This is a genomic window from Methylomonas sp. 11b, from assembly GCF_000515215.1.
In the GTDB taxonomy this organism is placed as follows: Bacteria; Pseudomonadota; Gammaproteobacteria; order Methylococcales; family Methylomonadaceae; genus Methylomonas.
In genome coordinates this window covers 2,481,957-2,507,440 of sequence record NZ_KI911557.1, presented here as the reverse complement: position 1 = coordinate 2,507,440, position 25,484 = coordinate 2,481,957, and the positions used below count along the sequence as shown (strand labels likewise).

18 protein-coding genes are annotated in these 25,484 nt (G+C 55.1%); 11 read left to right on the top strand and 7 right to left on the bottom strand.

What is annotated here, in order from left to right; genetic code table 11:
• Positions 1 to 20: 20 nt before the first annotated feature.
• The gene (locus METH11B_RS0112055) at positions 21 to 2,387 is read left to right on the top strand and encodes a TonB-dependent receptor domain-containing protein (protein ID WP_026602227.1); all 2,367 of its coding nucleotides are present in this window, start codon (positions 21 to 23) and stop codon (positions 2,385 to 2,387) included.
• 91 nt (positions 2,388 to 2,478) lie between these two features.
• Here the strand turns inward: METH11B_RS0112055 and METH11B_RS0112050 are convergent, their stop codons facing one another.
• From METH11B_RS0112050 to METH11B_RS0112025, 6 genes are all read right to left on the bottom strand, one after another.
• On the bottom strand, positions 2,479 to 3,432 hold the full coding sequence (locus tag METH11B_RS0112050; RefSeq protein WP_026602226.1) for an IS110 family transposase: 954 nt from the start codon (positions 3,430 to 3,432) through the stop codon (positions 2,479 to 2,481).
• Positions 3,433 to 3,802: 370 nt separating this feature from the next.
• Positions 3,803 to 4,438, bottom strand: coding sequence for an NAAT family transporter (locus tag METH11B_RS0112045; protein ID WP_026602225.1), 636 nt, complete (start codon positions 4,436 to 4,438; stop codon positions 3,803 to 3,805).
• A 32-nt stretch (positions 4,439 to 4,470) separates the two neighbouring features.
• Positions 4,471 to 5,793 carry a sulfate adenylyltransferase subunit 1 gene (locus METH11B_RS0112040; protein WP_026602224.1) on the bottom strand — a complete coding sequence of 441 codons (1,323 nt, stop codon included), beginning with the start codon at positions 5,791 to 5,793 and terminating at the stop codon, positions 4,471 to 4,473.
• Positions 5,793 to 6,728, bottom strand: coding sequence for a sulfate adenylyltransferase subunit CysD (gene cysD, locus METH11B_RS0112035; RefSeq protein ID WP_026602223.1), 936 nt, complete (start codon positions 6,726 to 6,728; stop codon positions 5,793 to 5,795). Before cysD ends, METH11B_RS0112040 begins: the two co-directional genes overlap by 1 nt.
• Before the next feature lies 1 nt (position 6,729).
• Positions 6,730 to 9,312: a YbcC family protein gene (locus METH11B_RS0112030; RefSeq protein ID WP_026602222.1), complete on the bottom strand. Its 2,583-nt coding sequence runs from the start codon at positions 9,310 to 9,312 to the stop codon at positions 6,730 to 6,732.
• A complete protein-coding gene (locus METH11B_RS0112025; protein ID WP_026602221.1) occupies positions 9,309 to 10,901 on the bottom strand; it encodes an NADH-quinone oxidoreductase subunit L in 1,593 nt (530 codons plus the stop codon). Before METH11B_RS0112025 ends, METH11B_RS0112030 begins: the two co-directional genes overlap by 4 nt.
• 188 nt (positions 10,902 to 11,089) lie before the next feature.
• On the opposite strand from METH11B_RS0112025, the gene METH11B_RS0112020 reads away from it, so the two are divergent.
• The 9 genes from METH11B_RS0112020 (at position 11,090) to METH11B_RS0111975 (ending at position 23,146) form a co-directional block, all read left to right on the top strand.
• Positions 11,090 to 12,019, top strand: coding sequence for a LysR family transcriptional regulator (locus METH11B_RS0112020; RefSeq protein ID WP_051067722.1), 930 nt, complete (start codon positions 11,090 to 11,092; stop codon positions 12,017 to 12,019).
• 400 nt (positions 12,020 to 12,419) lie between these two features.
• Complete coding sequence (locus METH11B_RS0112015; protein WP_020484673.1) at positions 12,420 to 12,734, top strand: hypothetical protein; 315 nt, start codon at positions 12,420 to 12,422, stop codon at positions 12,732 to 12,734.
• Positions 12,735 to 13,074: 340 nt separating this feature from the next.
• A complete protein-coding gene (gene modB / locus METH11B_RS0112010; protein WP_020484674.1) occupies positions 13,075 to 13,761 on the top strand; it encodes a molybdate ABC transporter permease subunit in 687 nt (228 codons plus the stop codon).
• An 11-nt stretch (positions 13,762 to 13,772) separates the two neighbouring features.
• A complete protein-coding gene (gene modC, locus METH11B_RS0112005) occupies positions 13,773 to 14,849 on the top strand; it encodes a molybdenum ABC transporter ATP-binding protein (RefSeq protein WP_442919030.1) in 1,077 nt (358 codons plus the stop codon).
• A 362-nt stretch (positions 14,850 to 15,211) separates the two neighbouring features.
• Positions 15,212 to 17,248 (top strand): TonB-dependent receptor plug domain-containing protein, encoded by a 2,037-nt coding sequence (locus METH11B_RS0111995; RefSeq protein ID WP_051067723.1) that lies wholly within the window; start codon positions 15,212 to 15,214, stop codon positions 17,246 to 17,248.
• Positions 17,249 to 17,275: 27 nt separating this feature from the next.
• Positions 17,276 to 18,364 carry a lipocalin family protein gene (locus tag METH11B_RS0111990; protein ID WP_026602219.1) on the top strand — a complete coding sequence of 363 codons (1,089 nt, stop codon included), beginning with the start codon at positions 17,276 to 17,278 and terminating at the stop codon, positions 18,362 to 18,364.
• 153 nt (positions 18,365 to 18,517) lie between these two features.
• Positions 18,518 to 19,183 (top strand): YfiR family protein, encoded by a 666-nt coding sequence (locus METH11B_RS0111985; protein WP_231499613.1) that lies wholly within the window; start codon positions 18,518 to 18,520, stop codon positions 19,181 to 19,183.
• 4 nt (positions 19,184 to 19,187) lie between these two features.
• Positions 19,188 to 22,220: a hybrid sensor histidine kinase/response regulator gene (locus tag METH11B_RS0111980; RefSeq protein WP_026602217.1), complete on the top strand. Its 3,033-nt coding sequence runs from the start codon at positions 19,188 to 19,190 to the stop codon at positions 22,218 to 22,220.
• 2 nt (positions 22,221 to 22,222) lie between these two features.
• A complete protein-coding gene (locus tag METH11B_RS0111975) occupies positions 22,223 to 23,146 on the top strand; it encodes a diguanylate cyclase domain-containing protein (protein ID WP_026602216.1) in 924 nt (307 codons plus the stop codon).
• Between the two features lie 47 nt (positions 23,147 to 23,193).
• Here the strand turns inward: METH11B_RS0111975 and METH11B_RS0111970 are convergent, their stop codons facing one another.
• On the bottom strand, positions 23,194 to 24,048 hold the full coding sequence (locus tag METH11B_RS0111970) for an SIR2 family protein (protein ID WP_026602215.1): 855 nt from the start codon (positions 24,046 to 24,048) through the stop codon (positions 23,194 to 23,196).
• A gap of 249 nt (positions 24,049 to 24,297) precedes the next feature.
• Between METH11B_RS0111970 and METH11B_RS0111965 the strand changes: the two genes are divergently transcribed.
• Positions 24,298 to 25,482, top strand: coding sequence for a WD40/YVTN/BNR-like repeat-containing protein (locus tag METH11B_RS0111965; protein WP_036277401.1), 1,185 nt, complete (start codon positions 24,298 to 24,300; stop codon positions 25,480 to 25,482).
• The last annotated feature ends 2 nt before the right edge of the window (positions 25,483 to 25,484 follow it).

Genomic DNA, 25,484 nt, shown 5'->3' with positions numbered 1-25,484 from the left:
TCGACGAAGGAGATAGACATATGAAATATCCCATACCAGCTTGCCGTGCCCCACTCTACCTAGCGCTTGCTGCCGGCCTGTTGACTTCTACTGTTACCCTAGCTGCCGAGCAAACCGCGCAAAGCTTTGATATCCGCTCCCAAGCGCTGTCCTCCGCGTTGACTCGTTTTTCCGCGCTCACCGGCTTGCAAGTGCTGTATGAAGGCGACATTGCCGAACGCATCACCGCGCCGGAACTAAAAGGCCGTTATACGCAGGAACAGGCTTTGCAGAACTTGCTGCGCGGTTCCGGGCTGCGCTACCGGTTCAGCAACGGCAATACCGTCACCTTGGAAAAAGCGGCGGCGGTGGAACCGCAGTCGGCGGCCGGTACGACAACCTTGCCGAGTTTAACGGTGACGGGCAAAGCCTTAGGAAGCGAAAGCCTTAGCCTGACGACGCCATCGATGCAAGAATCGCAAACCAAACTCAATCGAGTGGCGGGCGGTACCACGGTAATCGACGGCGAACGGATCGCCGAAGGTGCGCCTTTGTCGGTCAGCGATGCCTTGGCGACGGCGCCGGGTGTTTATGTGGGCGATATTAGCGCCGGCGCGACCGGCGGATCGCGCATCTCCATCCGCGGTTCGGACGGCAATTCCGATATTTCGCCGATTCGCGGGATCAAAATCCTGCGCAACGGCATGCCGTTTACCCACGCCAACGGGACTTTCGATGTCGAAATGCTCAATCTTTATGCCATCGAGCATATCGAAGTCTATCGCGGTGCCAATGCCTTGGAATATGGCGGCAGCAATCTAGGCGGTGCCATCAACTACATCACGCCGACGGGATATACCGCCGATCCGCTGAAAATCGGTATTGTCGGGGGGACTAACGATTATTACCGCCCGTATTTCAGCGGGGGCAAAGCGTTTGAAAACGGCCTGGATGTTTTCGGCACGTTTTCCTACGTCAATACCGATACGACCCGGGAAAACAACCATCAAGAGCAGTTTTTGGGACATGGCAATGTCGGCTATCGCTGGAACGAAAATCACGAAACCCGTTTATATTTCGATGCGCAAAACCATAATTTCTTATGGCCGGCATCGCTGAGCAAGCGACAAATCGATCAAAATCCCCAACAAAACGCCAACGACTGGTCCTTACCCAATGGCTTTTCATCCTACCGTTTCGATCTAAAGCATTCGGTAAAATTGAATGGCGGCGACCACTTTGATATCGGTACTTATTATTCGATCAATAACTATCGTTACGACTATACCGATAGCGGCAATCATGACCAGTGGCAGGATGTCGGCTTCAATTGGCGGCACGAACTCAATGGTCAATTATTGGGTTTAAAAAACCGGGTGATATGGGGCGGTCTGACCCAATGGCAATTTATCAACGATAAAAACTACGGCGTCGTTGGCAGGCAGCTTGGACCGTTGTTGACGGCGGAGCGCGACCGCTGGCTGAATGTCGAAGCCTTTATGGAAGACCAATTGAGTTTGACCGACGCGTTTACCTTGATAGCCGGCATCCAATTAAATTATCGCGACGTCAATTACGAACGTTACGAGGGCTATGTAGCCAGTGCCGCCAGACCCAGCAATCAGGCTAATCAAGATTTTTTCACCGCTAACCCTAAACTAGGCTTTACCTGGCAAGCCACCGACGAAGCGCAAATTTACGGTAATGTCAGCCGCAGCTCCGAACCGCCAAAAATGGCCGATCTTGCCAATATTTATCTACAACCCAAAAGAAATCTGCAAACCGCCAGCACCGTGGAAATCGGCACGCGCGGGCAAGCCCAGCGCTTGAAATGGGACTTGGCTTTTTACCAGGCATGGGTCAACAACGAGTACTTGATTGTTTCCAATCCCAGAAATCCAACGGCGTTTTCCTCCACCAACGCTGATAGTACGACGCTACATCGTGGTGTCGAACTCGGCTTGGAAACCACTTTGCCTCTAAATCTGGCGGCGTCCGGCGACAACCTGCGACTCAGCGGCAACTACACCTGGAACGACTTTACGTTTGACAGCGACCCCGCGCTAGCCAATAACCGCTTGCCCGGCGTTCCCGAACACAATGCTTTCGTCGAAGCGCTGTACCAGCATCCCAGCGGTTTTTACATAGGCCCCAATGCCCGCATCGTCAGTTCCAACTGGGCGGACTTTGCCAATACTTTGGCCGCCAAGCCTTATGCGCTATTGGGTGCGCGCATGGGTTGGGATGACGGCAAACATTGGAAGCTGTTTGTGGATGGTCGAAATTTGACCGACGAACATTACGCGTCTTCGGTTTGGGTGATAGGGAATGCCAATGGTGCCGATTTGGAACAATTCAATCCCGGCGCCACCCGGTCGGTGTTTGGCGGGGTGGAATACCGGTTTTAATCTCGAGGTGGTTTCAGGCTCCAGACAAAGCTATTAACCCGGCCCAATTCATCACGGGGATTCCGTTTGGGCTGAGATTCTATGGTTTTCGTCAAGCTGCATTGTTGAGGCAAGCAATTTTCTGAGCGTCAAATCGGGCATCGGCTTGTTGCCAAAGCGAGAATGCGATGCGTAATAATTTTCTGGCGATAATCACTAGCGCCTGAGTTGCCGAGAACTCTCTGGCTCTTAACTCTTGGTAATAGGGTTTCCACACAGCCGTTTTGGCGGCTGCCTGGGCGCAGTTGTATAACAGCCGTCTCAGTTCACCCGGTCCCCGTTTGGATACGCGTCGGCGGCCCCGCTTTTGGCCTGAGTCACAGGCTCGGGGATCCAGCCCGACAAAGGCTACTACGGCATCGCTGCGGCTTAACGGGACCCGATCAAACAAGACAGCCAGCTGTGTTGAGGTTTGCCGGCCAATACCCGGTATGCTCTCAAGACGTCGGGCCTCGGCTTTCAGTGCAGGCTGCAAAGTTAATAAGTCATCCAGTTGCTGATCGATATGCTTGAGCAATCCGTCCAAGGCGGCCACGGTATCAATGAGTGGCGCTTCAAGTTCCTTCACGCTTCGCAAGGCTTTTTGCAGGGCTTGACGATGCTTGACGACCGTCGCACGGCGCCGTTGCAGTAAAGCCACTTGGTGCTGCATCGCCGAAGCAGGTTGATAGGGACGTAAATGACCCCGTTCAGCGGTGATAAATCGCCGGATCATTTGGGCGTCCACTCGATCCGTCTTGCCCCGTCTGCCCAAACCCAGGGCATAATGGCGCATATCCCGTGGGTTCAGCACATAGACGACCATGCCCATCAATACCGCTTGCTCTGCCATGAGTTGATGATAATCGCTGGTGGCTTCCAGGCCAATATAACTCCCGGTCGGTAACGTCTTCAGCCAGGCATCGATGGCCTCTGCCGTATTGGCAAGCGTCAACAAACCCTGCTCTGAATCTATCACCAGTTCATCTTTTGCTACATCGATACCGATCAACATTTCGCTTGTCATACGTCCTCCACCTGTTGAAAAATAAGAGAGTCGGGGTGGTGCGTCTGCCGAGTAAGCTTGTGCACAAATCGGCGGTCTAACCGCTAGATTCTTCATCGACTCTGGAAGACGCGATGGGATGATTTCTCAGTGAGGTCTGTCTTAGCAGATGCTTGTCGATGTCCCTCCATCCCGACAACCAAAGTCTCCCCGATTCTCTTAACCTTTACCATACAAGTTTGTCGAAGGATGGACGGGAAAATCCGGGCATCCGCCGCCCCAAACCGTTCATGCTTCGACTGAGCTCGACAATTGCTTCTGCATCCATGCAAGTCGAGCAAGAACGGTTTGGCCGGTAAGTCATTTCGGGAAGTTATTTTTAGCGCAATCCTCAGCCTCTCACCAAAATAGGAAATAGCTCCGTAATGCCGCCGGCGATAAATTCGACGGCGGTCGAGGTCAACAATAAGCCCATCACTCGCGTCACCACGTTCATGCCGGTTTGTCCCATCACGGCGATAATGCGCGGCGCCAGCAGCAGGATTAGCAACACGATCAAACTGACGGACGCGATCACGCCGCTGAACAACAAATAGTGCGCCAAGGACAAATCGCGATGTGCATAGACGATGGTGGTGCTGATCGCGCCAGGCCCTGCCAACAAGGGAATCGCCAAGGGCACCACCGCTACCGAGGACTTTTCGTGCGACTCGGCGTCTTCTTCCGGTGTGTGCCGAGAACGATCATCGCTGACTCGCAGCATCGATATGCCCATCAACAGCAACAATAGGCCGCCGGCCACCCGAAAAGCCGGCAGGCCGATGCCGAAGAAATTCAGGATGGGCTCGCCCGCCAACAGCGAAGTGAACAACACCATCGCCACGGCAAATGCGGTGGTCATTGCTGTCTGCCGACGTTGCAAAGGTGATTTTGTCGCAGTCAACGACATAAAAATCGGCATGGCACTGATCGGATTGACTACGGAAATCAAGCCGGCGAGCAATTGCACATATTCGTTCCAATTCATTTGGAGGATTCCTGTTTTTAGACCCTATAGCGTTAAATAATCACGCCAGCCGCTACCGTGTGCAAAGACGCCGGATCGATGACGATGAAACTGCCGGTGGTGCGGTTATCGACATACGCATCGACTAACAGTGGCTGTTGCAATTTAAGTTTGACCCGCAGGATGTCGTTCATGACTGCCGTTTCCGGGGTGGCCTGGTGGTCCAGCGTGTTGACGTCAACCCGGTAACTCAACTCTTCGAAGAAAGCATTAACGGTGCGGGTGGTATGTTTAACCAGGTACTTACCCCGCGCTTGCATTGGCTGCTCGGACAACCAGCACATATCGGCGGTGAGTGTCTTGACGACCCGCGGCGGCTGAATGGCGTTGGACAGCATATCGCCACGCGAAATGTCGATTTCACTTTCCAGCGCCACTACCACCGCGTGATCTGCGCTTGCCATGGCCAATGACTGTTCGGCCACAGTCAAACCCTTGACGCGCGCCCGCTGGCCGGTCGGCCACACCGCTATTTCGTCGCCAATGTGCAGCCGTCCCGAAGCCAGTGTGCCTTGATAACCGCGAAATTCCGTATCGCTTGCTCCGTTGGCGGCATTGCCCAGCATCACCCGCACCACACGCTGCACCGGCAGCCTTAGCGGGGCCCGCTCGGCATCGCGCCGGGCCGGGACGGCTTCCAAGTATTCGAGCAAACTGGGACCGTGATACCAAGGAATCGCCTCCGCGCGCGTCGCCACGTTGGTACCGTTTAAAGCCGATAGCGGAATGGCTTGCACGTGATGACGACCCAAGGCGCTGACGAAGGCGTTGAACGCATCTACGATGTCTTGATATACCGCAGGTTGCCAATCCACCAAATCCATTTTGTTCACTGCCAGCACTAACTCGCGGATACCGAGTAAATGTGCCAGATAGGCGTGGCGGCGGGTCTGGGTGGTGACGCCTTTCCTGGCGTCGACCAACAAAATCGCCGAGTCGGCGCTGGAGGCGGCTGTGACCATGTTGCGGGTATATTGCTCGTGGCCGGGCGCATCACCGATGATGAATTTACGCCGCGATGTGGCGAAATAACGATAGGCCACATCAATCGTAATGCCTTGTTCCCGCTCAGCGATCAGGCCATCGGTCAACAACGACCAATCGATAGCCGCCAGCCCGCGTTTTTGCGAAGTGGCTTGAATCGCCGCCAATTGATCGGCGGCGACGTTGCCGGTGTCGTACAACAAGCGACCGATCAGCGTGCTCTTGCCGTCATCGACGCTGCCGGCGGTGATAAACCTCAGCAGGCCGGAATTAGCGGGTTGCACGGTCTCGTCAAATTGGCTTTCAAGTGTCACATAGCTAGGTGCGTTCATCAGAAATACCCCTCTTTTTTACGTTGTTCCATCGCCGCATCGGAGGCGCGGTCGTCCAGGCGGGTCGCGCCACGTTCGGTCAGCAGGCATTGGGCGGTTTCGGCGATGATGTCGGCTACATTACCGGCTGACGATGCCACCGGCGCGGTGCAGGAAATATCGCCGACAGTGCGGAAACGGCAGCTGATGGTTTCTACGGTATCGCCGGCCTGGGCCGGTGTCAGATGCGTCACCGGTACCAGAATATCGCCGCGCCGCACCACTTGGCGCGGATGGGCGAAGTAAAGCGCCGGCAGTTCGATGTCTTCGCGCTGGATGTATTGCCAGACATCGAGTTCGGTCCAATTTGAAATCGGGAATACCCTTAGATGGTCGCCCAGTGCGACGCGGGTGTTGTACAAAGACCAGAGCTCAGGGCGCTGATTTTTGGGTTCCCATTGACCGAACTCGTCGCGCACGCTGACGATACGCTCCTTGGCCCGCGCTTTCTCTTCGTCACGTCGGGCACCTCCCAGACAGGCATCGAAACCAAATTCGGCGATTGCTTCCATCAAAGTCACCGATTGATAGGCATTGCGCGATTCCAACGCATGCCGCAAACGTACCGAGCCTTTACGGATCGAGTCTTCGACGCTGCGCACGTGCAACTGGCAAGCGTAGCGTTCGGCCATCCGGTCGCGATAGGCAATCACTTCGTCATAGTTATGGCCGGTATCAATGTGCAATAGCGCGCAGCCGATGCGCTCGGGATGAAAAGCCTTGTAAGCCAGATGTAATAACACCGCCGAATCCTTGCCGCCGGAAAACAACAACACCGGATGTCGACATTCAGCAATCACCTCGCGGAGGATGAACAGCGCCTCGGCTTCCAGTAAGTCCAGGTGGTCCGCCGCTGCGTGTGTCTGGTTGACGGGTGTGTTTACTTGCTCGTTCATATTAACTCTCCTTGCCAGAATCGGTGACGGCTTGCCAGTGCTGCGGCTGTAGATAGCGATAGCAGCGGTTGTCCAACGGATCGATACGCGTCAGGTGCAACCAGTGGTTGTCGACCAATTGCCGAACCTCGGCGTGGTTTGCCAAGACTTGCTCGATCATCTCGGCGGGTGCCTCGATGACCACGGTCAAACGCACCGGCTCGTGGCGCAGGGTTTTGCCGTCATGTAGCGATTGCCAAGGCAAGCCGGTGCGCAAATCGCCGCCGTTGCCTTCGAGAATGCCGATGGTGCCGACCACATTGTGCAACGCTTTGTTACCGCTGCCGAAGCGGCGGTTATCCACGGTCGAGGCGTAGTACTGCAGATTAATCCAGCTGGCCACCACCATCGGCGCGCTCATGATCAGACTCAAAATCGCAGTATCCGAGTCTTGCCGGTAATCGTAGTTGTGTAGAAATACCCGACCGTCGAATTCAAAGTGATACGTGCGTTGTCTGGGTGCGGCAATAAAAGCCATATTCCCCGCCAGACCCCATTCCGGACGAATCTGCGACCAATCGCGGCTGCGTTGAGTAACGGCTTTCATTAGCGCAGCGGCATCGTGGCGGGGTAATCCCAAACCCGGCGCGCGCTCCTGGCGAGTGAGTTGTGAAGCCTGATTCAGCCAGCGCTGTAATAGCAACAGGTCTTCGCCGAAGCAATGCGGGATTTGCTCAAGGTCGAACAGCCGCACCTCATCCGTGGTCGTATCGTGCAAACCGGCGACAAACCAGGTATCTTTCGGGATAGTCAGTCCCTGCGCTGCCAGGCCGGCACGAACCTCGCGATCGTTCAACACCGCAGCCGCCACCCTGGCGTTGGCTTCGCCGCTGTGCCCTCCGCAGGCGCCGCAATCCAGGCCGGCGGCGTAAGGATTGTTGACGGTGCTGCTGCCGTGGCCGCACAACAACACCAGCCGGGCAAAACGGCCTGTCAGGCTCATGCCCTGCAGGGCTTTGCGCGCCAGTTCGACGCGGTCACCCAGGGCGATACCGGTTTCGACCACTGGCCCCTTGGCAATCAGACGGCCGCGCTGGCGGGTAATGACCGGTCCGATGCGGTGGACGATGGCTTTGTCCAGACCGGCGATACCCGGTTTCACTACCGGCCGGGTCAAACCCAGGCTGTCGCTGAGCAATTTGCCGGCGAAGCTCAGACCGGAAATTTCCACGTAAGAGAAACACGACACCGCGGAGTTTTTAAAGCCCTTCCAAAGCCGATTTAAACGTTTGCGCAGCCAGCGCTTTTCCAGGATGTCGCGTAGTTCGCCGACATCGGCATCGGTTACACTTTCCCGAATCCGGAATCTAGGCTTCAGCAAAACCGGACATTGCTGCTGACCATGATGGTGCCCAAGAGCGATGTATTCGATGGGGAAACCGAAGAAACCGGCAAAACCAAGGGTTTCGATAGTATGAGATTGCATTTCCAGAGCGCGCCGATAAATTTCGGAACGCACGTCGATACAAAACACTGCCTGCAGGTTTTTACGCTGGGCTTGCCAAGGGCCTGTTGAGGCCAGCGCCGACGCGAGTTTTTCGAACAAGGGGCGTTGCGTTGCCAATTCGTAGGCCGACTGCATAATATGCCGTACTTCAAGCGCTACGCCGGTATCGGTATCTGTCAACGGCGCGTCTTGCCAATGGCCTCGCCATGTCTCGACATCTTGCCGGCTTGCCACCGCCGAAATGAGCGCATAGTCATAGCTGAGCCGTATGGCCAGTAGTTGCCGCAAGGCATCCTGGTTTTTCTCGGGGCTGGTTTGCCAATGTTTGTAACACACCCAAGAACTCCAGCCGGCCACCGTTAGCAACTGCCGATGACAGGCATCATCGAGTCGGGCGCTGGGCAAACCCATTTCAGTGAGTATCTGCGTAATCGCCTCAATGGGCTCTTCAGGCAAGGCGTTTATCGTCTGACGAAACGCCGACAGGCCGGCTAATTCCGGCGTGCGATCAAAGGCCGCAGCGCGGCGCCAGGCCACATACAGCGGCAGCCCCCGCCAGGGCATGCGCCATGCGGATTGTCCTTGATCGAAGTAGGCCGCGCACCATTTGGATATTTCCTCGGTAATCAATACCGACCACTGGCTGCCACGCATGGCGTCCAGATGCTCCGCCAAGGTCTGCCAGCGCTTGCCGGTCAACCCGAAATCCTGGCCCGACGCTTCATGCAATAGGGACAGGCATTGTTCTAGCGACATACTGCTGCCGGCAAGTTGTAGTGCCTGCCTGACATCGGACTCTTCAATGCGGCCCGAACGATAGTGTTCGGCGTAGAAACTCGCCGGCATCAGCATCTCGCCTTGACCCATCCGCGCGCTGACTTCACAAGCATCAGCAAAGCTGCGCTCAGTTAGACCCAGAAACGGATTGACCGCGACGAACTGTTGCAGGGGCCATAACGGCGCGATGCGGGTGCAGGCGCTTTCAACGGCTGCAACTATATCCGGGGTTTGGTAGGTATGCGTGCCATCGGCAACGCTGACTATCTCGGCATCAGCGAATGAGGGCTGTGTTTTAAATGACAATACGGCTGAGTTCATTGCGGCATTCCTCCAGAGTGACGATGGCTAAGACTGACGGGCTTGGACCCATACCGATGAATCATGCGGTTGGTCAGAGTACTGATGTAAAAGCCGTTGTAGATATGCACGTAGGCTGCTTGCCAAACCTGGGCAGCCGCCGGGCCCGGGTACTGAATCTGTAACATCAAAATCGTGAAAAAGCCCGCCAGTACGATGATCAGCAAAACACTATCGAACACGCTGTCTATCGGCATCTGGTCAGCAATGTCTGCGCGCAGTAAATGCAAGAAGCCGGTTTGCAGGGCGAAATACAAAAGGCTAACCCCGGCGGCAATCAGCAGGGCTTTGCCGATTTGCGCTGGACCGGTTTGATGGGCCACGGCATTCCACAACAAGTAGGTCAAGGCCATTTGCAAGATGGCACCCAACAGCACAATGCCCGGCTCTTCCCTAAATGTCAGATCGAACAAGCCGGCACTGCCAACGGTCAAGCCCAAGGCCGCTATGAACGCCAGCAACAGTTCGCCTGGATGGCGACTGTCGCGAATCGGCGGAGCCCAGGCCGCGCGAGCAATGTCCACCACGCTGCCGCTGGATAAAAAGGCGTGCGCCTTGTACAAGGCGTGGGCGACGATATGCAGCATCGCCGAGGAAAATGCGCCGAGCCCACATTGCAACATCATGAAACCCATCTGGCCGACGGTGGAAAAGGCCAGCGATTTTTTGATACTGGTTTGAGTCAGCATCACCAATGAGCCGAAAAGAGCAGTAATGGTGCCGATGACTGCCAGCAAGTGCAGTGCGACGGGCGCCTGCACCAGTATGTGGCTCATGCGTATCACTAGAAATCCGCCGGCATTGATGATGCCGGCATGCATCAACGCCGATACCGGCGTGGGGGTTTCCATGACCTCCGGCAGCCAGCTGTGAAATGGAAACTGCGCCGATTTGATCACAGCGCCAATCACCAGGGCAAAGGCTGCGGCGTTCAACAAGCCGGTGTCCGCAACCGGTCTGTCTGCAAGTGCGAACAATTCCCTGAATTCAAGGGTGCCGAAGACTTGATAAAGCCAAACCCCTGCCAAAATCAGCGCGCAATCGCCTAAGCGGCTGAAGACAAACTTCTTGCGCGCGGCGATACGAGCCCCCTGGCGTTCCGGATAAAACAACAATAATCGGTGCAAACACAGACTGGTGAGAATCCAGGCCAGCACAAATAATATGAAGTGGCCGGCGATGACTAGGGTCATCACTGCCGCGATAGTCCAGGCCAGCCACTTAAAAAAACGGCCCTGACCAGGATCGCCATCCAGGTAATGACGTGAATAGCGGATGACCACGGCGCCTATGAACGCCACCAGCATCAGCATGATGACCGAGAGTCTGTCGATGTATAAGCCGTTATCTGCGACACCAGCAGGTAATGAAACCGGATAGAAAATGCCGATGCCGGAAAGCCCGGCTGTGAGTACCGCCATGATGGATAAAGCGCCGCACAGTTTGCCCATTTGCTGCGGGTGGCGTGTCGCCCAGGCGGAGGACGGAGTGCCGGATAGAAACAACAGCAGCGGAGTCGAAACAGCCAAGTAACTGATCAAGGATGTCATGGCAGCAACTCCTGTCTAATTAGCAATGTGGCGTTGCTGTCAGATTGTTCGATGCATAAGATTGCCCAGCTGATAGTACGGTTCATGAGAATCTCCGAAGTGTTGAGAGTGAGGTCATGCTAGCAATCGGCTATTGATTCATCCAATATATGTATTTAATCTAAATGTTCTTTTTTGTTAATGACTAAATGGCCTCACTGAACTATCACCATCTGCGTTATTTCTGGATGATCGCCAACGAAAACAATTTGACGCGGGCTGCTGAACGCTTACATGTGTCACAGTCGGCGCTGAGTATTCAATTGCGTCAGCTAGAAGAATCGTTTGGGCAAAAGTTGTTCGAGCGTGAGGGCAAACGCCTGCAATTAACCGAAGCCGGACGGATTGCCCTGGATTACGCCAACGCCATTTTTCGGGCTGGCGATGAATTGATCAGCTTGATGCATGGCCGTTCGGCGGGCGAACGGCAGTTATTGCGGATTGGTGCAGTGTCTACGCTGTCGCGTAATTTTCAGCTGGAGTTGGTCCGCTCCTTAGTCCTGCGCAGCGATGTCGAACTGGTGTTGCATTCCGGCAGCCTGCGCGAATTGCTGGCGCAAATGCATACCCACACCATCGATCTGGTGCTGTCCAACCGGCCGGTACCGCGAGATGCGCAAACCAATTGGCATTGCCATCTATTGGATGAACAGCCGGTCAGCTTGGTCGGTAAACCCTGCGCCGACAATCTGCCGTTTCAATTCCCGCAGGATCTGCATGGCAGACCCCTGCTGTTACCGAGCATTGAAAGCGAAATTAGGGCCGCGTTCGATTTCTTGCTGGAACAAGCCGGCGTGAGGCCAATTGTGGTGGCCGAAGTCGATGACATGGCGATGCTGCGCTTGCTGGCGCGCGAGTCCGGCCATTTGACCCTCGTACCGCCGGTGGTTGTGCTGGATGAATTACGCCAAGGTCTGTTGGTGGAGCGCTACCGTATCGCGGATATTCGCGAGCGCTTTTATGCCATCACGCCGAGCCGGCGTTTCCCGAATGCTTTAGTCAAAGATTTGCTGGCCAACTCGTCTGAATCAAGGGTTTCGGACGTTGATCACGTTTCAATAGCTGGCGGCGAGGCTTGAGTCGAATTAACGTGCGTAGCGGGTTTGCATGCCAATTTGCCGAGGCATTTTGGCAATGCGTGAATTGCGCGAGCAAACCATCAATCTATTAGCGGAATGTTTTGCCTGGGTACTAAGTCTAGTGACTGGGAAAGGCATCGCTCCCATGAAAACGTCTGCACTTGTATCGCTGACAATTTTTTCTGAATGTTGCGGTCTTGTCGCATTCCTGTCTCAAAACAATACACTCAAACTGTGACACATCCCTGAAAGTCCCTGTGTTCCGGGGCTTGCGGGCGCTAAGTTCCGTGGCATTGATATTGCTGTGGGTCAATTGAGAATCACTGGGATTTTCAAGAGGGCGGCAGGCGCGTGCCAAAGCCTATCGCCGATTTTTTGGCAATGTCATTAAGGTGATGAAATGAGTGAAGTGATATGGGTCGGATTGATTATGCTGATTGTGGCTGCCTGTGCATTCGCGCCCTTGGGGTGCATGCTGTCGGCTTATGCAAAGTCCAGTAAATCCAGCGGCACTAGCAAAGCAGTAGGTGATGTCGGTGGTCCGGCGAAGGGACTGCCCGAGGATTCGGTCCTCAAACGGCATTTTTTGACGCAATTGCAAAGCGAGATTGAGGCAACCTTGTTTCCGCGGCCAACCGATTCGATGCTGCAACGGCATTACGATGCCTTGGTGGCGGCCAAGCTGGAAAACCGCTTGCAGATTATCGGAAAATAAGCCCTTGTTGTTGATTTAACTGCAATAACTTTAAATCTTTAAGATATACCCTCTTTGAAAAAGAGGGGGATGCAGCAAGTTGAAGACTACTCCGGCCCTTAAAATCGTCGCTTCCGCCTTTGCGGGCACGACGACGCCAGGGAAATTAAGGGCCGGGCGAATAACTCAATCGGGATAGGCGCTGATAATGTCGCGCCTATTGTGCCGATACTCATCGTAGCTGCGGTTTTGCTGAACGCCATTGCGTATTTTGCTGGCGTTCTACCAGCCCGATTAGCGAAAATAGACCGCAGATGTGTCGCCTCGTAGCGATTTCCCCGTCACTTAGACCAAGCCTTGCATGCTAAACGCCGCCGATCTCGACACCTTGTTTTTGACCTTTCGCGTCGCCAGTCTGGCTACCTTACTGTTGCTATTGTTGGGTACGCCGCTGGCTTGGAAGTTGGCGCGCAGCCGCTCGCGCTGGAAAGGTGTTATCAATAGCATCGTAGCTCTGCCGCTGGTGCTGCCGCCGACGGTATTGGGCTTTTACTTATTGGTGTTGATGGGGCCGGCTGGGGTGGTAGGGCAATTCACCCAGTGGTTGGGTATAGGCACTTTGCCGTTCAGCTTTGGTGGTTTGGTGGTGGCGTCGGTGTTGTATTCGTTGCCGTTTGTGGTGCAGCCTTTGCAGAACGCCTTCGTGGCAATGGGCGATGCACCGCTGGAAGCTGCCGCGACCTTGGGAGCCGGGCCGCTGGATAGATTTTTCAGCGTGGCGCTGCCTCTGGCGAAGCCGGGTTTTTTAACCGCTGGCGTGTTGGGGTTTACCCATACCGTCGGAGAATTCGGCGTGGTATTGATGGTGGGCGGCAATATTCCCGACAAAACCCGCGTCGTATCCGTGCAAATTTACAATCATGTCGAAGCCTTGGAATACGGGCAGGCGCATTGGCTGGCCGGCGGCTTGCTGATCTTCTCTTTCTTGGTGTTACTGCTGCTGTACAACAGCCAACAAACCCAAACCCTGACGCAATCCTTGAAATGACTATGTCCCAAGTGCCCAGCATTCAGGCCCGCTTGCGCCTGGCTTACGACCAATTTGATTTGGATGTGGATTTGCAATTGCCTGCCAGCGGTGTGACGGTGCTGTTCGGTCACTCCGGTTCCGGTAAGACCACCTTGCTGCGTTGTATCGCCGGGTTGGAACGGCCAACGCAGGGCTTTTTGAAAATCGGCGACACCCTTTGGCAAGATAGCGAGCAAGACTTTTTCCTGCCCACCCATAAACGTAATCTGGCTTATGTGTTTCAAGAGGCCAATCTGTTCCCGCATCTGTCGGTGCGCGGCAATCTGGATTATGCAGTGCGGCGCTTGCGAACCAAAGATAGGGCATTTTCCTTAGAGCAGGCTATCGAATTACTGGCGATAGGGCCGTTGCTGGACCGCTTGCCAGCCCGGCTGTCCGGCGGCGAACGGCAACGCGTAGCCATTACCAGAGCCTTGGCCGCCAGTCCGGATGTGTTGTTGATGGACGAGCCGCTGGCCTCGCTGGACGAGCAACGCAAGCAGGACATCCTGCCGTATTTGACCGGCTTGCATCAGAATCTGCAAATCCCGATTCTGTACGTCACCCACTCCTTGCAGGAGGTCAATCAACTCGCGGACCACCTGCTGGTGATGGCCGCCGGTAAGGCCTTAGCCTGCGGGCCGCTGGCGGAAACCCTGACGCGGCTGGATGGGCCTATGGCTTTGGATCGGCAAGCGGCCAGCGTCTGGCAGGGTAAGTTGATCAGCCACGAAGCCGAGTATCATCTCAGCCATGCCGAATTCGCCGGTGGCAGCCTGAGTTTGCCGTATTTGGATATGCCGATTGGTAGCTCGGTGAGAATCAGAATTTACGCCCGCGACGTCAGTATTACCTTGCAACCGCCGGAAGCTTCCAGCATCTTGAATATTTTATCGGCCCAGGTTTTGGCGCTTAGCGAAATGGGGCAGGGCCAAATCGTGGTGCAACTGGCAGTCGGCGACGAGGTGCTACTGGCGCATATCACCCAAAAATCGGCGATGTTGTTAAACGTGCAGCCCGGCATGGCCGTCTATGTGCAAATCAAGGGTACTTCCATCGTTCGGTAAGCATTTCCGCTCACTTTTACGGTCCGGCGTTTGGCCGCGCTGATTTGTTCATCACCGTCATTCCCGTCCGAATCGGAACCCGGAACATTCAAAGTTCAGGAGCTTCGCTTTCGCAGAGATGGCGCTGCAACCAGCGTTGCCTTAGCGCGGAGCCGATTACTTGTCGCTGGCGCGCAATTTTGCCGCATGAAATGTGATAGCCCTCAAAAAACGCAATGAATTTTTCGATGTTGGCGCATTGCAGACCCTTTATCGGCATTTAGCGACTATCTTGTAAACGGTTTGCCGGAGCGGGTATCGCTGGATGGATAGCCGACGGCCCCCCGCGTCAAAATAGTTGTCACCTCAAAATAATAAAAAAAATGAAAGCAAAGATATGGCTTGATGGTCGGTATCAAATACAAGCGACGAATCGATTAAACCTGTTCCTGTTCGGTATGGCGCTTAACGTCAATATCTTCGGTAGCGCGGTGGCAGATAACGCGCCGGATATCGAAGCTTTTTCCATCAACGAACTGATGCAAATGGAAGTGTCGTCGGCTTCCAGAAAGTCGCAGACCGTATCCGATACCGCGGCGGCGGCGTTCGTGATCAGTCAGGAAGACATTCGCCGTTCCGGTGCCACCAGTATTCCCGATGCACTTCGCCTGGCGCCCGGCCTTGAGGTAGCGCAAATCAACGCCAGTGTCTGGGCGGTTACCGCGCGCGGCTTCAATAGCCGTTATGCCAATAAATTGCTGGTACTGATGGATGGTCGTAGCGTTTATACGCCGCTGTTTTCCGGGGTATTCTGGGATTTACAGGATACGCTGATGGAAGACATCGAGCGTATCGAAGTAATCCGTGGGCCGGGCGCGGTGATGTGGGGCGCCAATGCGGTAAACGGTGTGATCAATATCATTACGAAGAAGGCCAAGGACACCCAAGGTAATCTGTTCGTGGCCGGCGGCGGCAACCAGGAGCGCGGCTTCGCCGGTTATCGGCACGGTGGTCGTATCGGCGACGACGGTAGTTACCGGGTGTATGCCAAAACCTTTGAGCGCGATACCTTTGTTAACGCAAGCGGAGAAAGGCTGCACGACGACTGGCGCTCGGTGCAGGGCGGTTTTCGCATCGACGACCGCATCTCCAATGACAGCCGTTACACCGTGCAAGGCGATGTTTACCGCAAGACCATAGGTAATACCGTGGTACCGCAAACCGTGTTGCCGCCGTTTAACCGCGAGTTCAATTTCGACGACCATGCCGATGGCGCCAACCTGCTGGCGCGTTGGGAAGGCAATTTCAGCGACGGTTCTGAATTCATGCTGCAAGGCTATTATGACCGGGTCGCTTTCAGCGCCGCAGCGCTGTCCGACAGTCAAGATATGTTGGATATCGATTTTCAGCATCGCCTGCATCCCAATGCCGACCACGATTTGATGTGGGGCGCCAGTTACCGGTTTATTCACAGTACCACGGTCAATACCTCGGCCATCGCCTTTACGCCCAACAGCTTGGGTTACCACAACGGCAGCGTCTTCGTGCAGGACGACATCACGTTGATAGACAACACCCTGCGCTTGACGCTGGGTACCAAGCTGGAAGAAAGCCACTTTGGTAATACTCAAGTGCAGCCCAACGCCCGTTTAATGTGGACGCCGGACCAAGTGCATTCGGTATGGGCTTCGGTTTCCAGGGCGTCGCGGACGCCGGCGCGCGGCGAAGCCCAGGCCAATGTGGGGCTGGGCGGCGTGCCGACCGGTTTGCCGGCGCCTTTCGATCAGATTCAAGTCATCGCTCAGCCCAACCCCAATTTGCGCGCCGAAAAAATCTTCGCCGCCGAAATCGGTTACCGCACTCAGTGGACCGAAAAATTCTCCACCGATATTACCGCCTTCAGCAACCATTACAGCGATTTGGTGCTATTCCGCCGTGGGGAGTTGGTAGGGCTCACCCAGTCGTTGATCTGGAGTAACGCCCAGCAAGATTTCACCACGCGCGGCATCGAGATCGCCAGTGAATGGCATGTGTTGGATTGGATGCGCTTCAGCGGCAATTACAGTCATCTGAAAATGGAAATCCCCCAGGACCCGCTCAATCCGGATATTGCCGGCCTGAGCCCACGCCATCGCGGCTCCTTACGCTGGCAGATGGATTTGCCGGAAAAAATCAAGCTCGACTTTACCCTGCGCCACGTTGGCCGCTTGCATTCCACCAGCCAGGCGGTGCCGGCCTACACCACCTTTGATGCCAGACTGGCTTACGAACCCTATAACGGCGTGGAGTTCGCCGTCATCGCCCAAAATCTGTTCTCGCCCAGCCATCCCGAATATAAAGATTCATCCGCGTTGTCCTTGCCGAGTAGTGCTGTGGAAGTGCCGCGCTCGATCTACGGCAAACTCAGCTGGCGCTTTTGATTTTTCAACCCGTAAAGAGTATCGACCATGCGTAAGCTCTGGAAAAAATTGCCCTGGATTATTGCCGGGATTGTGTTGATTGTCGGCCTGCTGAAGCCGCCGTTATTGCCTTGGCTGTTGTTAGTATTGACCGTGCTAGCGTGTTTATTTCTGCCGCGCCGCGGGCTGATCGGTCCGGTCGAATTGCCGGCCGACGATGCCTTTTTACCCAGTGAGCAAGTGCAGTGGTGGTATTGGACCGGGCATTTATTCACCGACGACGGCCGTCGCTTTGGTTTTGAAATCGTGTTTTTCTCGTTCGACAGTTTGGTGATTTTTCGCGATCAGCTGGTGCAGGCGGCGGTTACCGATGTGAATGGTCAACGTTTCTCGTTTGAAGAGTTCGTCGAGTTTCATTTGCCCAATCGAACCCCAAACGGTTTCAACCTGACGTCCGGCGCCGACAATAAAGTCACAGCGGTCGGTGGCGACGGCCATGACCGCTTGCATGCGCAAGTCGGCGACTATGTGCTGGACCTGGAGCTCAATGCCACTCAGCCGCCGGCATTACATTACGGCGGCGATCCGCATCCTTACCGGTTCGGCGGCTACACCTATTACTACTCCCGGCCGAAAATGGCGACCACCGGTACTATCAGTATCGGCGGCCAGACTTTTCAGGTCACCGGCAACAGTTGGTTCGACAGACAATACGGGGAACTCTACCAAGCTATTCTGCAAGGCTGGCAATGGTTTGCGATCGAATTGGCCGACAACCGGCAAATCATGTTGTTCGACTTCAAGGGTAGCGACACTTCAGTGGAAAAATCCGGCTCGATTACCGATGCGCAAGGGCAAACCGTCACGCTGGCGGCGCACGAATTCACGGTTACCGTGCTCGGTGAATGGACTAGTCCCAATACCGGCTGTACGTATCCCTCCGGTTGGGAAGTCGAGGTGCGTGGCGAAAAATTTACCGTGCAGCCCTTGGTGCAGGATCAGGAATTACGCGCGCAGCATACTTTTTGGGTGGGGCCTACATACTGGGAAGGTGCGTGCAGCGTAGCCGGTGCCGCGGCCGGAAATGCCTACGTAGAGTTGAACGGATTTTGCCGTTGCCCTGGTAGAGGTGGTTAAATTACTGAATCATTCGACATCAAGCTTAGAAACGCAAGCCGGTCCCTGACTGGATTGCTGGGGTTTGCGTTTCTACCTTAACAAACTTGATTGCCGGCTCCCGTCAAACAACATCATCGTTAATCTACCCGGACGGTTCTTAACCAAAACCTGATGCAAAAAGGATCTCGCATACATTACAAAATGGCCGGACAGAAAAGTTTAGGTTACGCGTCGGGCGTGATGCGGGGTATTGTCAAAAACTATCTGACCAAGCGTTTTTTCGCACCGCAATCCAGACGCTATAGGGCGCGCAAATGGATTTTCGCCTGTTTTTGCCTTTTAGTGCCTGGCTGGCAGGTGTTGCCGGCCGCCAGCCTGTCGGAGGCGCAGATCAAAGCCGCCTATCTATACAATTTTGCCAAATTCGTGGAATGGCCGGCCGACGTATTGCCGCCCGGTGCGGACATTTTGCTCTGTGTGGTCGGTAATAGCGTGCTGGACAGCGAGTTACAAGCCCTGGACGGGCGCAAAGCCGGCGAACGCACCTTGCGGTTTGTCCAACATAACTATACCGATCCGGATTTGACTAATTGCCATCTGTTGTTTCTCGGCAGCTCAGAGAAAGCCCACTTTGTGGTGACCTTAAAAGCACTGCGCGATGCGCCAGTGTTGACCTTATCCGACATCGACGACTTTGCCGAAAAAGGCGGCGGTATCAGCTTGCTGTTTCGTGAAAACAAGGTGGTATTTGAAGTGAATCTGGAACCGATTCGTAATGCCCGGCTGCATTTACCCGGCCAACTGTTGAATATAGCCGCCATTGTTTACGGGAGATAGTTTGATGCGCGTTTTGCCCAATTTTGCCAACTGGTCTCTGCGGCGCAAACTGGTGTCCATCATCATGTTTAGTTGTGCGGTATGCCTGTTCGTCAGTCTGTCGGTGATGGTAGTTAGCTCGGTGGTGAGCCGCTATCGCAGCGTGTTGCACGAATTGTCCAGTTTGGCGGACGTGTTAGCCGAAAACGGCCAAGCCGCGCTGGTGTTTGCCGATAAAGCCGAAGCCAGCAGGTTGCTGGTGTCTTTGAAAGACCGGCCTGAGCTGTATGCGGCCTGGATGGTGTCGGCCGATGGCGGTGTACTCGCGTCATGGAGCCGGGGAACGGCGGATATCGGTATACCCAGCGACTACCGGCGACCGTTTCGCGAACTGCGCACCAACTTCTGGAGCCGGCGCGCCGAGCTATTCACGCCGGTGATCAAAAATACCGAGTTGGTCGGCTATGTGTTGCTGCAAGCCGATTTCACCGCGCAATGGAACGATCAACTGGCCGATTTGGGCAAGAGTTTGGGGGCTGCGGGGCTGGCGCTGATATTGGTTTATCTGTTGGCAATCCGCTTGCAGCGCATCATTTCCAGGCCGATAGAGGAGTTGGCTACGGCCGCGCGGCTTATCGCCGAGGATAAAAATTACGCCTTACGCGTGGCGCAGCGCGACCACGACGAGATCGGCGATTTGGTGCAGGCCTTTAATACCATGTTGGGCGAGATTCAATTGCGCGACGAAACCCTTACCTGCCATCGTGACCGTCTGGAAGCCGAAGTGGCGCAGCGCACCGAAGAATTATTGCAAGCCAAAGAGGAAGCGGAAGCCGCCTCGCGTTCCAAAGGCATGTTCCTGGCGAATATGAGTCATGAAATCCGCACGCCGATGAATGCGATCATCGGCTTGTCGGATTTGGCGTTGAACAGCGATCTGTCGCCTAAGCTGCGGGATTATCTCAGGAAAATCCACACCTCATCGCTCGCCTTGCTGGGGATTACCAACGACATTCTCGATTATTCCAAGGTCGAAGCCGGCCGTATGGAATTGCAGACCGAAGCGTTTAGTTTGGAGGATGTGCTGGAGAATGTGTTGAATCTGTTCATCGTCCGCGCCGAGGAAAAAGGCCTGGAGCTGGTGCTGGAACTGGATTCCGCTTTGCCGCCGCGCTTAATTGGCGATGCGCTGCGCTTGGGGCAAATATTGAACAATCTGGTTGGTAATGCGGTGAAATTTACCGAGGCCGGGGAAATTCATATCAAGGTTTCGCAGTTGGCAAAAACCCACGGCTACTCCACCTTGAGTTTTTCGGTGCGCGATACCGGTATTGGGATGTCGGCGGAACAGCTTGAGCATTTGTTTCATGCCTTTACCCAGGCCGACGGCTCGATTACCCGCCGCTTTGGCGGTACCGGGCTGGGATTGACCATCAGCAAGCGGCTGGTGGAAATGATGGGCGGTAATTTAGCCGTGCAGAGTCAGCTTGGCGAAGGTAGCTTATTCGAGTTTACGCTGCTGCTGCCGTTTCCGTCCGAGCAGAAAGCGCGGCCAATTCCCGGCCATCTGCAAAGCATGCGGGTGTTGATCGTCGACGATTTGGACATTTCCCGACAGATGTTGCGCGATATTTTGCTGGCCTGGGGCTTCCAGGTCGAGGAAGCCGCGTCCGGGGCCCAAGCCTTAGAAGCACTGCGCGCTGCCAACGATGTCAATCGGGATTTCGAATTGGTGCTGCTGGATTGGAAAATGCCTGGTCTGGATGGTGTGCAGGTTACCCGGGAAATTCGGGAGATGGTGCGCCGCACCGAGATTCGCAGCGCTCCGGTCGTAATTATGGTGACCGCCTTCAGCCGCGAGAAATTGTTAAGTGCGGCGGGCGATGCGATACCCGACGATATTTTGGTCAAGCCGGTGATGCCATCGACCTTGCTGGAAGCCTTGACGCGTTTGCAGGGCGGCAACCCGGAGCAGGGCACTGAACAAAGCCGGCCGCTTCTGGCGGGTATGGCGGCTTCGATACGTGGGGCACGCATCCTGTTGGTGGAGGACAACGAGGTCAACCAAATGGTAGCCCGGGAATATCTGGAAAGCTCCGGCTTACACGTCACCGTGGTTAATAACGGCCGGGAAGGGGTCGAGGCGGTCAGGAAAAACCGTTACGACGCCGTATTGATGGATTTACAAATGCCGGAGATGAGCGGTATCGAAGCTACTCGGCTGATCCGCCAGGATGCGCGCTTTGCCGAATTGCCCATCATTGCCATGACGGCGGCGGTACAGGAGCGCGAGCGCAACGATTGTTACGCTGCCGGCATGAACGATCATATCGGCAAGCCGGTGTTGCCGCAGACTTTGATGGCGGCGTTGGTACGTTGGATCAAACCGTCGGGACGAAGCGCATCTCTCGAGCCGGCGCCGTCGAAGTCAGAGTCTACGGTCCCCTGCTTATCCAGGGAGTTGCCTGGATTCGATATGGCGTATATTCGGATTATGATCGGCGAGGACAGTCATAAATTACAACTTTTGTTTGAGTGTTTTAGAGATAAATTTGCCGATACAATGCAACGCCTGAGAGCGTTGCATAGCGCCGAAAAAACCGAGCAGGCGGTCGATTTGCTGCACAATTTGAAAGGAGCCGCCGGCGTGCTGGGCGCTGTAGAACTGAGCCGGGCCGCGGCGAATCTGGAGGAAGCTTTGCATGCCGGCATGCCGTTCGACGCGTGCCTCGCCGCTTGCGAGACCAGTTTGGCGGAAACCCTGAACACGATTGCCGATTTCACCGCTAAGGGTGTTGTTGCAGAGGAGCAGAGCCAAGCCGCCGATTGGGTAGCGGCAAACGAGTTGGCCGGCCAGTTGCGCGACTTGTTGGAGGGTAGCGATTTTGTACCGAATGACTTGATCGAGCAATTGAAGAGCGCGCTGCCTTGCCCGGAAACCCGGTTACTGATAAAAAAAATAGAAAAACAGGTCGGCAATATCGACTACGGGCGGGCTCGAGTGACGCTTGCCGAGTTGGTAACTTTGATAGCGTCACAGCGACAAAACAGAGGATAGTCATGACTACCGAGATCTCCAAGCCCTTGATTTTGATCGTAGACGATACGCCGACCAACATTCAGGTGTTGGCGGAAAATTTGATCGACGAGTATCGCATCAAGGTGGCGGTCAGCGGTGAGGCGGCGCTGGAGGCCATTGACCGGCAAGGTCCGCCCGATCTGATCCTGTTGGATGTGATGATACCGGGCATGGACGGATATGAAGTCTGCCGGCGTCTGAAAAGCGACCCGCAAACAGCGGCTATTCCGGTGATATTTGTGACGGCGATGAATGCGGCGACCAATGAAGAATACGGGCTGAATCTCGGCGCGATGGACTACATTACCAAGCCGTTTTATTTGCCGGTGGTTAAGGCACGGATTCGTAATCATATTCGCCTGAAACGGATGACCGATATGTTGGAAGCGATGGCCTGGATGGACGGTCTGACCGGCATCCCCAATCGTCGGCGCTTCGATCAGGTCTTGGAAAACGAATGGAAGCGGGCGCAGCGCAATCAGTTGCCCTTGGCATTAGTCATGGTGGATGTCGATTATTTTAAAGCTTATAACGATTGTCACGGGCATGGCGCCGGCGATATTTGTTTGCGGCAGGTGGCAACGATATTGGCGGCCTCGGTGAGTCGCTCCGGCGATTTGGTGGCGCGTTACGGCGGGGAAGAGTTTGTCATGCTGATGCCGGAAACCGACGCCGAAGGCGCCCAACGCGTGGCCGAACTGCTATGCCGGCGCATTGAAGCGCAGCAAATTCCGCATACCGGCTCCAGCGCTTCGCCTTGGGTGACGATTAGCGCCGGTTTTGCGGTAGTGGTGCCGGATCTGCAACAGATGCCGTCCGAATTGTTGGACGAGGCTGATCGGCAGTTGTATTTGGCTAAAGAAAACGGTCGAAACGGCGCGCGCGGACACTATTCGACCGTTTAGGTTTAGCCCGGCCGCGTGTTCTCACCGGCCGAGCTTGCGGGATTTTTTTAAGCAGCGACAGCCGAAGCTTGCACCGATTGCAGGAAGTCCTGGCAGTCGGCGTTAATCAGCTCAAAGCCCATTTTGGCACTAAAGCGTTTTTCCTTGTCGGTAGGGTTTTTTCTTAAAAACCAGCCTCTGTGTTCGTCGGCACCGTAGGTAATGTCGCTCATGACCATCCGCTCGGAATCGCGATTGAGGGGCAAACCCAGCAGCAGGTATTTTTTGCCTTTGCGGTAATCCTTTAAAAAATCCGGGATCGCGAAGCCGCCCATCAGCTCTGTGATGTAATCGACATAGTCGGCATCGGAAGCAATGTAATTGGATTCGGGTTTTGGCGTGCCCATGGGTTTAAACAAAATCGGCAGGTTTCTATCAACTTGTTCCTGCGGAATTTCGAAATAGGCGCTGCCGTCGTAATGATAAATTTTGAAACGAAAAGCGGTAGCGACGATGCGGGCGACGCCGACGATCAAGGTGTGTTCTTCGTCGGCATAGCTGTCTTGCAATTGGGTGTCGCGGTTAACGTCGACCACATATTTGGGCCGCCATTCTTTTAACCAATCGTGCATGGACGCGCGGGTGTATTGAATTTGTCCGTAAGTCTTGTCGAGAAACTGCGTTACATAGTTACGGCCGCGCTTCAGTTCCTGGTTCATCGCCGCGCGCGGAAACTCGTACATCAGTTTCGGCGCCATCGGTTTGCCGCCGTTCATCGCCAAGATCAAGCTGTCGCTGTCGGCGGGCATCGGTTCTTGCGTCAGTTTGCTTTTGGCATCGAACACTGCTCCCGGTCCGAGATAGGGAATGACTTGGTTATCGTATAAACCGCTTAGAATTTCGGAAAATACCGTATTTGACATGGTTGGCCCCAGCTAAATGAAAAGTAATACTTAGCCCAAGCAAAATTCAATCCAGTTTGCTTATTAGCTTACAGGCCTTGCTGTGCATGGCTTGCAGCTTTTTGCGGCACGGGTGGAAAGGCAACAACCGTATAAATCTAGATGAAATTGTCGTAACTGCGACAAGTTTGCGCAGCGATGGACAACACGCGGCTGCGGTTGAAGTATTCGCTCGAATTAAAAACATCCATTGCAAAGAGAGGTATAGCCATGTCCGATATGCTTATTTTGGGTACCCGCAAGGGTACGGTCATATTTGATCGGACGAACGCCGCTTGGCGTCCGCGTCCCATTGTCCATGCCGGCATTCCGGTTTGCTACGCAGCGCGCGACCCGCGTGACGGCACCTTGTGGGCTTCGCTGGATCACGGCCATTGGGGGCCGAAACTGTCGCGGTCGCGCGATGGCGGCAAAACCTGGGAGGATTTGTCGTCCTTGAAATATCCGGAAGGCGCGCGCTACATTGCCCAATATCTACCAACGCCGGATTTTGATCCTGAGGCCCCGGCCGGACAACCCGAATATAAGAATGCCACGGTGTTCAAGATCTGGCATCTGGCCTTCGGCAGCGCCGAACAAGCCGGCAGGATTTATGCCGGTACTATTCCCGGCGGGCTCTTTGTCAGCGACGATGGCGGCGACAGCTGGACGCTAAACCGGCCGTTGTGGAATCACGAGAGCCGAGGCGGCGATTTGTTTGCCGGCGAGGCGACCAGCGAGAATCGCTGGGGCGGCACGCCGGCCAGTATCGATTACGGCGTATTCGAACCTGGCATTCATTCTATCGCTGTCGATCCGCGCGATCCGAATCGGATTCATGTCGCGGTATCGTCGGCTGGCGTATTGGAATCCGCGGACGGCGGCCAGACTTGGCAAGGTCGAAATCGCGGCTTGTTGATGGACTATCTGCCGAATCCGGAAGCTGATTGGGGGCATGATCCGCATTTCATGACCACCTGTCCCGGGCAACCGGATCATCTCTGGCAACAAAATCATTGCGGGGTGTTTTACAGCGACGACGGCGCGCGGCACTGGCGCAAGGTCAGTCTGCCGGATGCCGGCGTACATTTTGGTTTTCCGATCGCCGTCGATGAGCGTGACGGTCGCACTGCCTGGGTAGTGCCGGCACGGGCGGATTCGGAACGGATGGCAATTGGCGGCGGCTTGTGTGTGGCCCGGACCACAGACGGCGGGCAGACTTGGCAAACCTTTCGCGCCGGATTGCCGCAGGAACATGCTTACGATATTGTCCTTAGGCATGGGCTCGATATTGCCGGCGATTGCTTGTGTTTTGCTAGCACCACCGGCAACGTCTATTTGTCGGAAGACCGGGGCGAGACCTGGCAGTGTCTGGGTAACCATTTTCCGCCGGTCTATTCGGTACGTTTTGGTTAGCC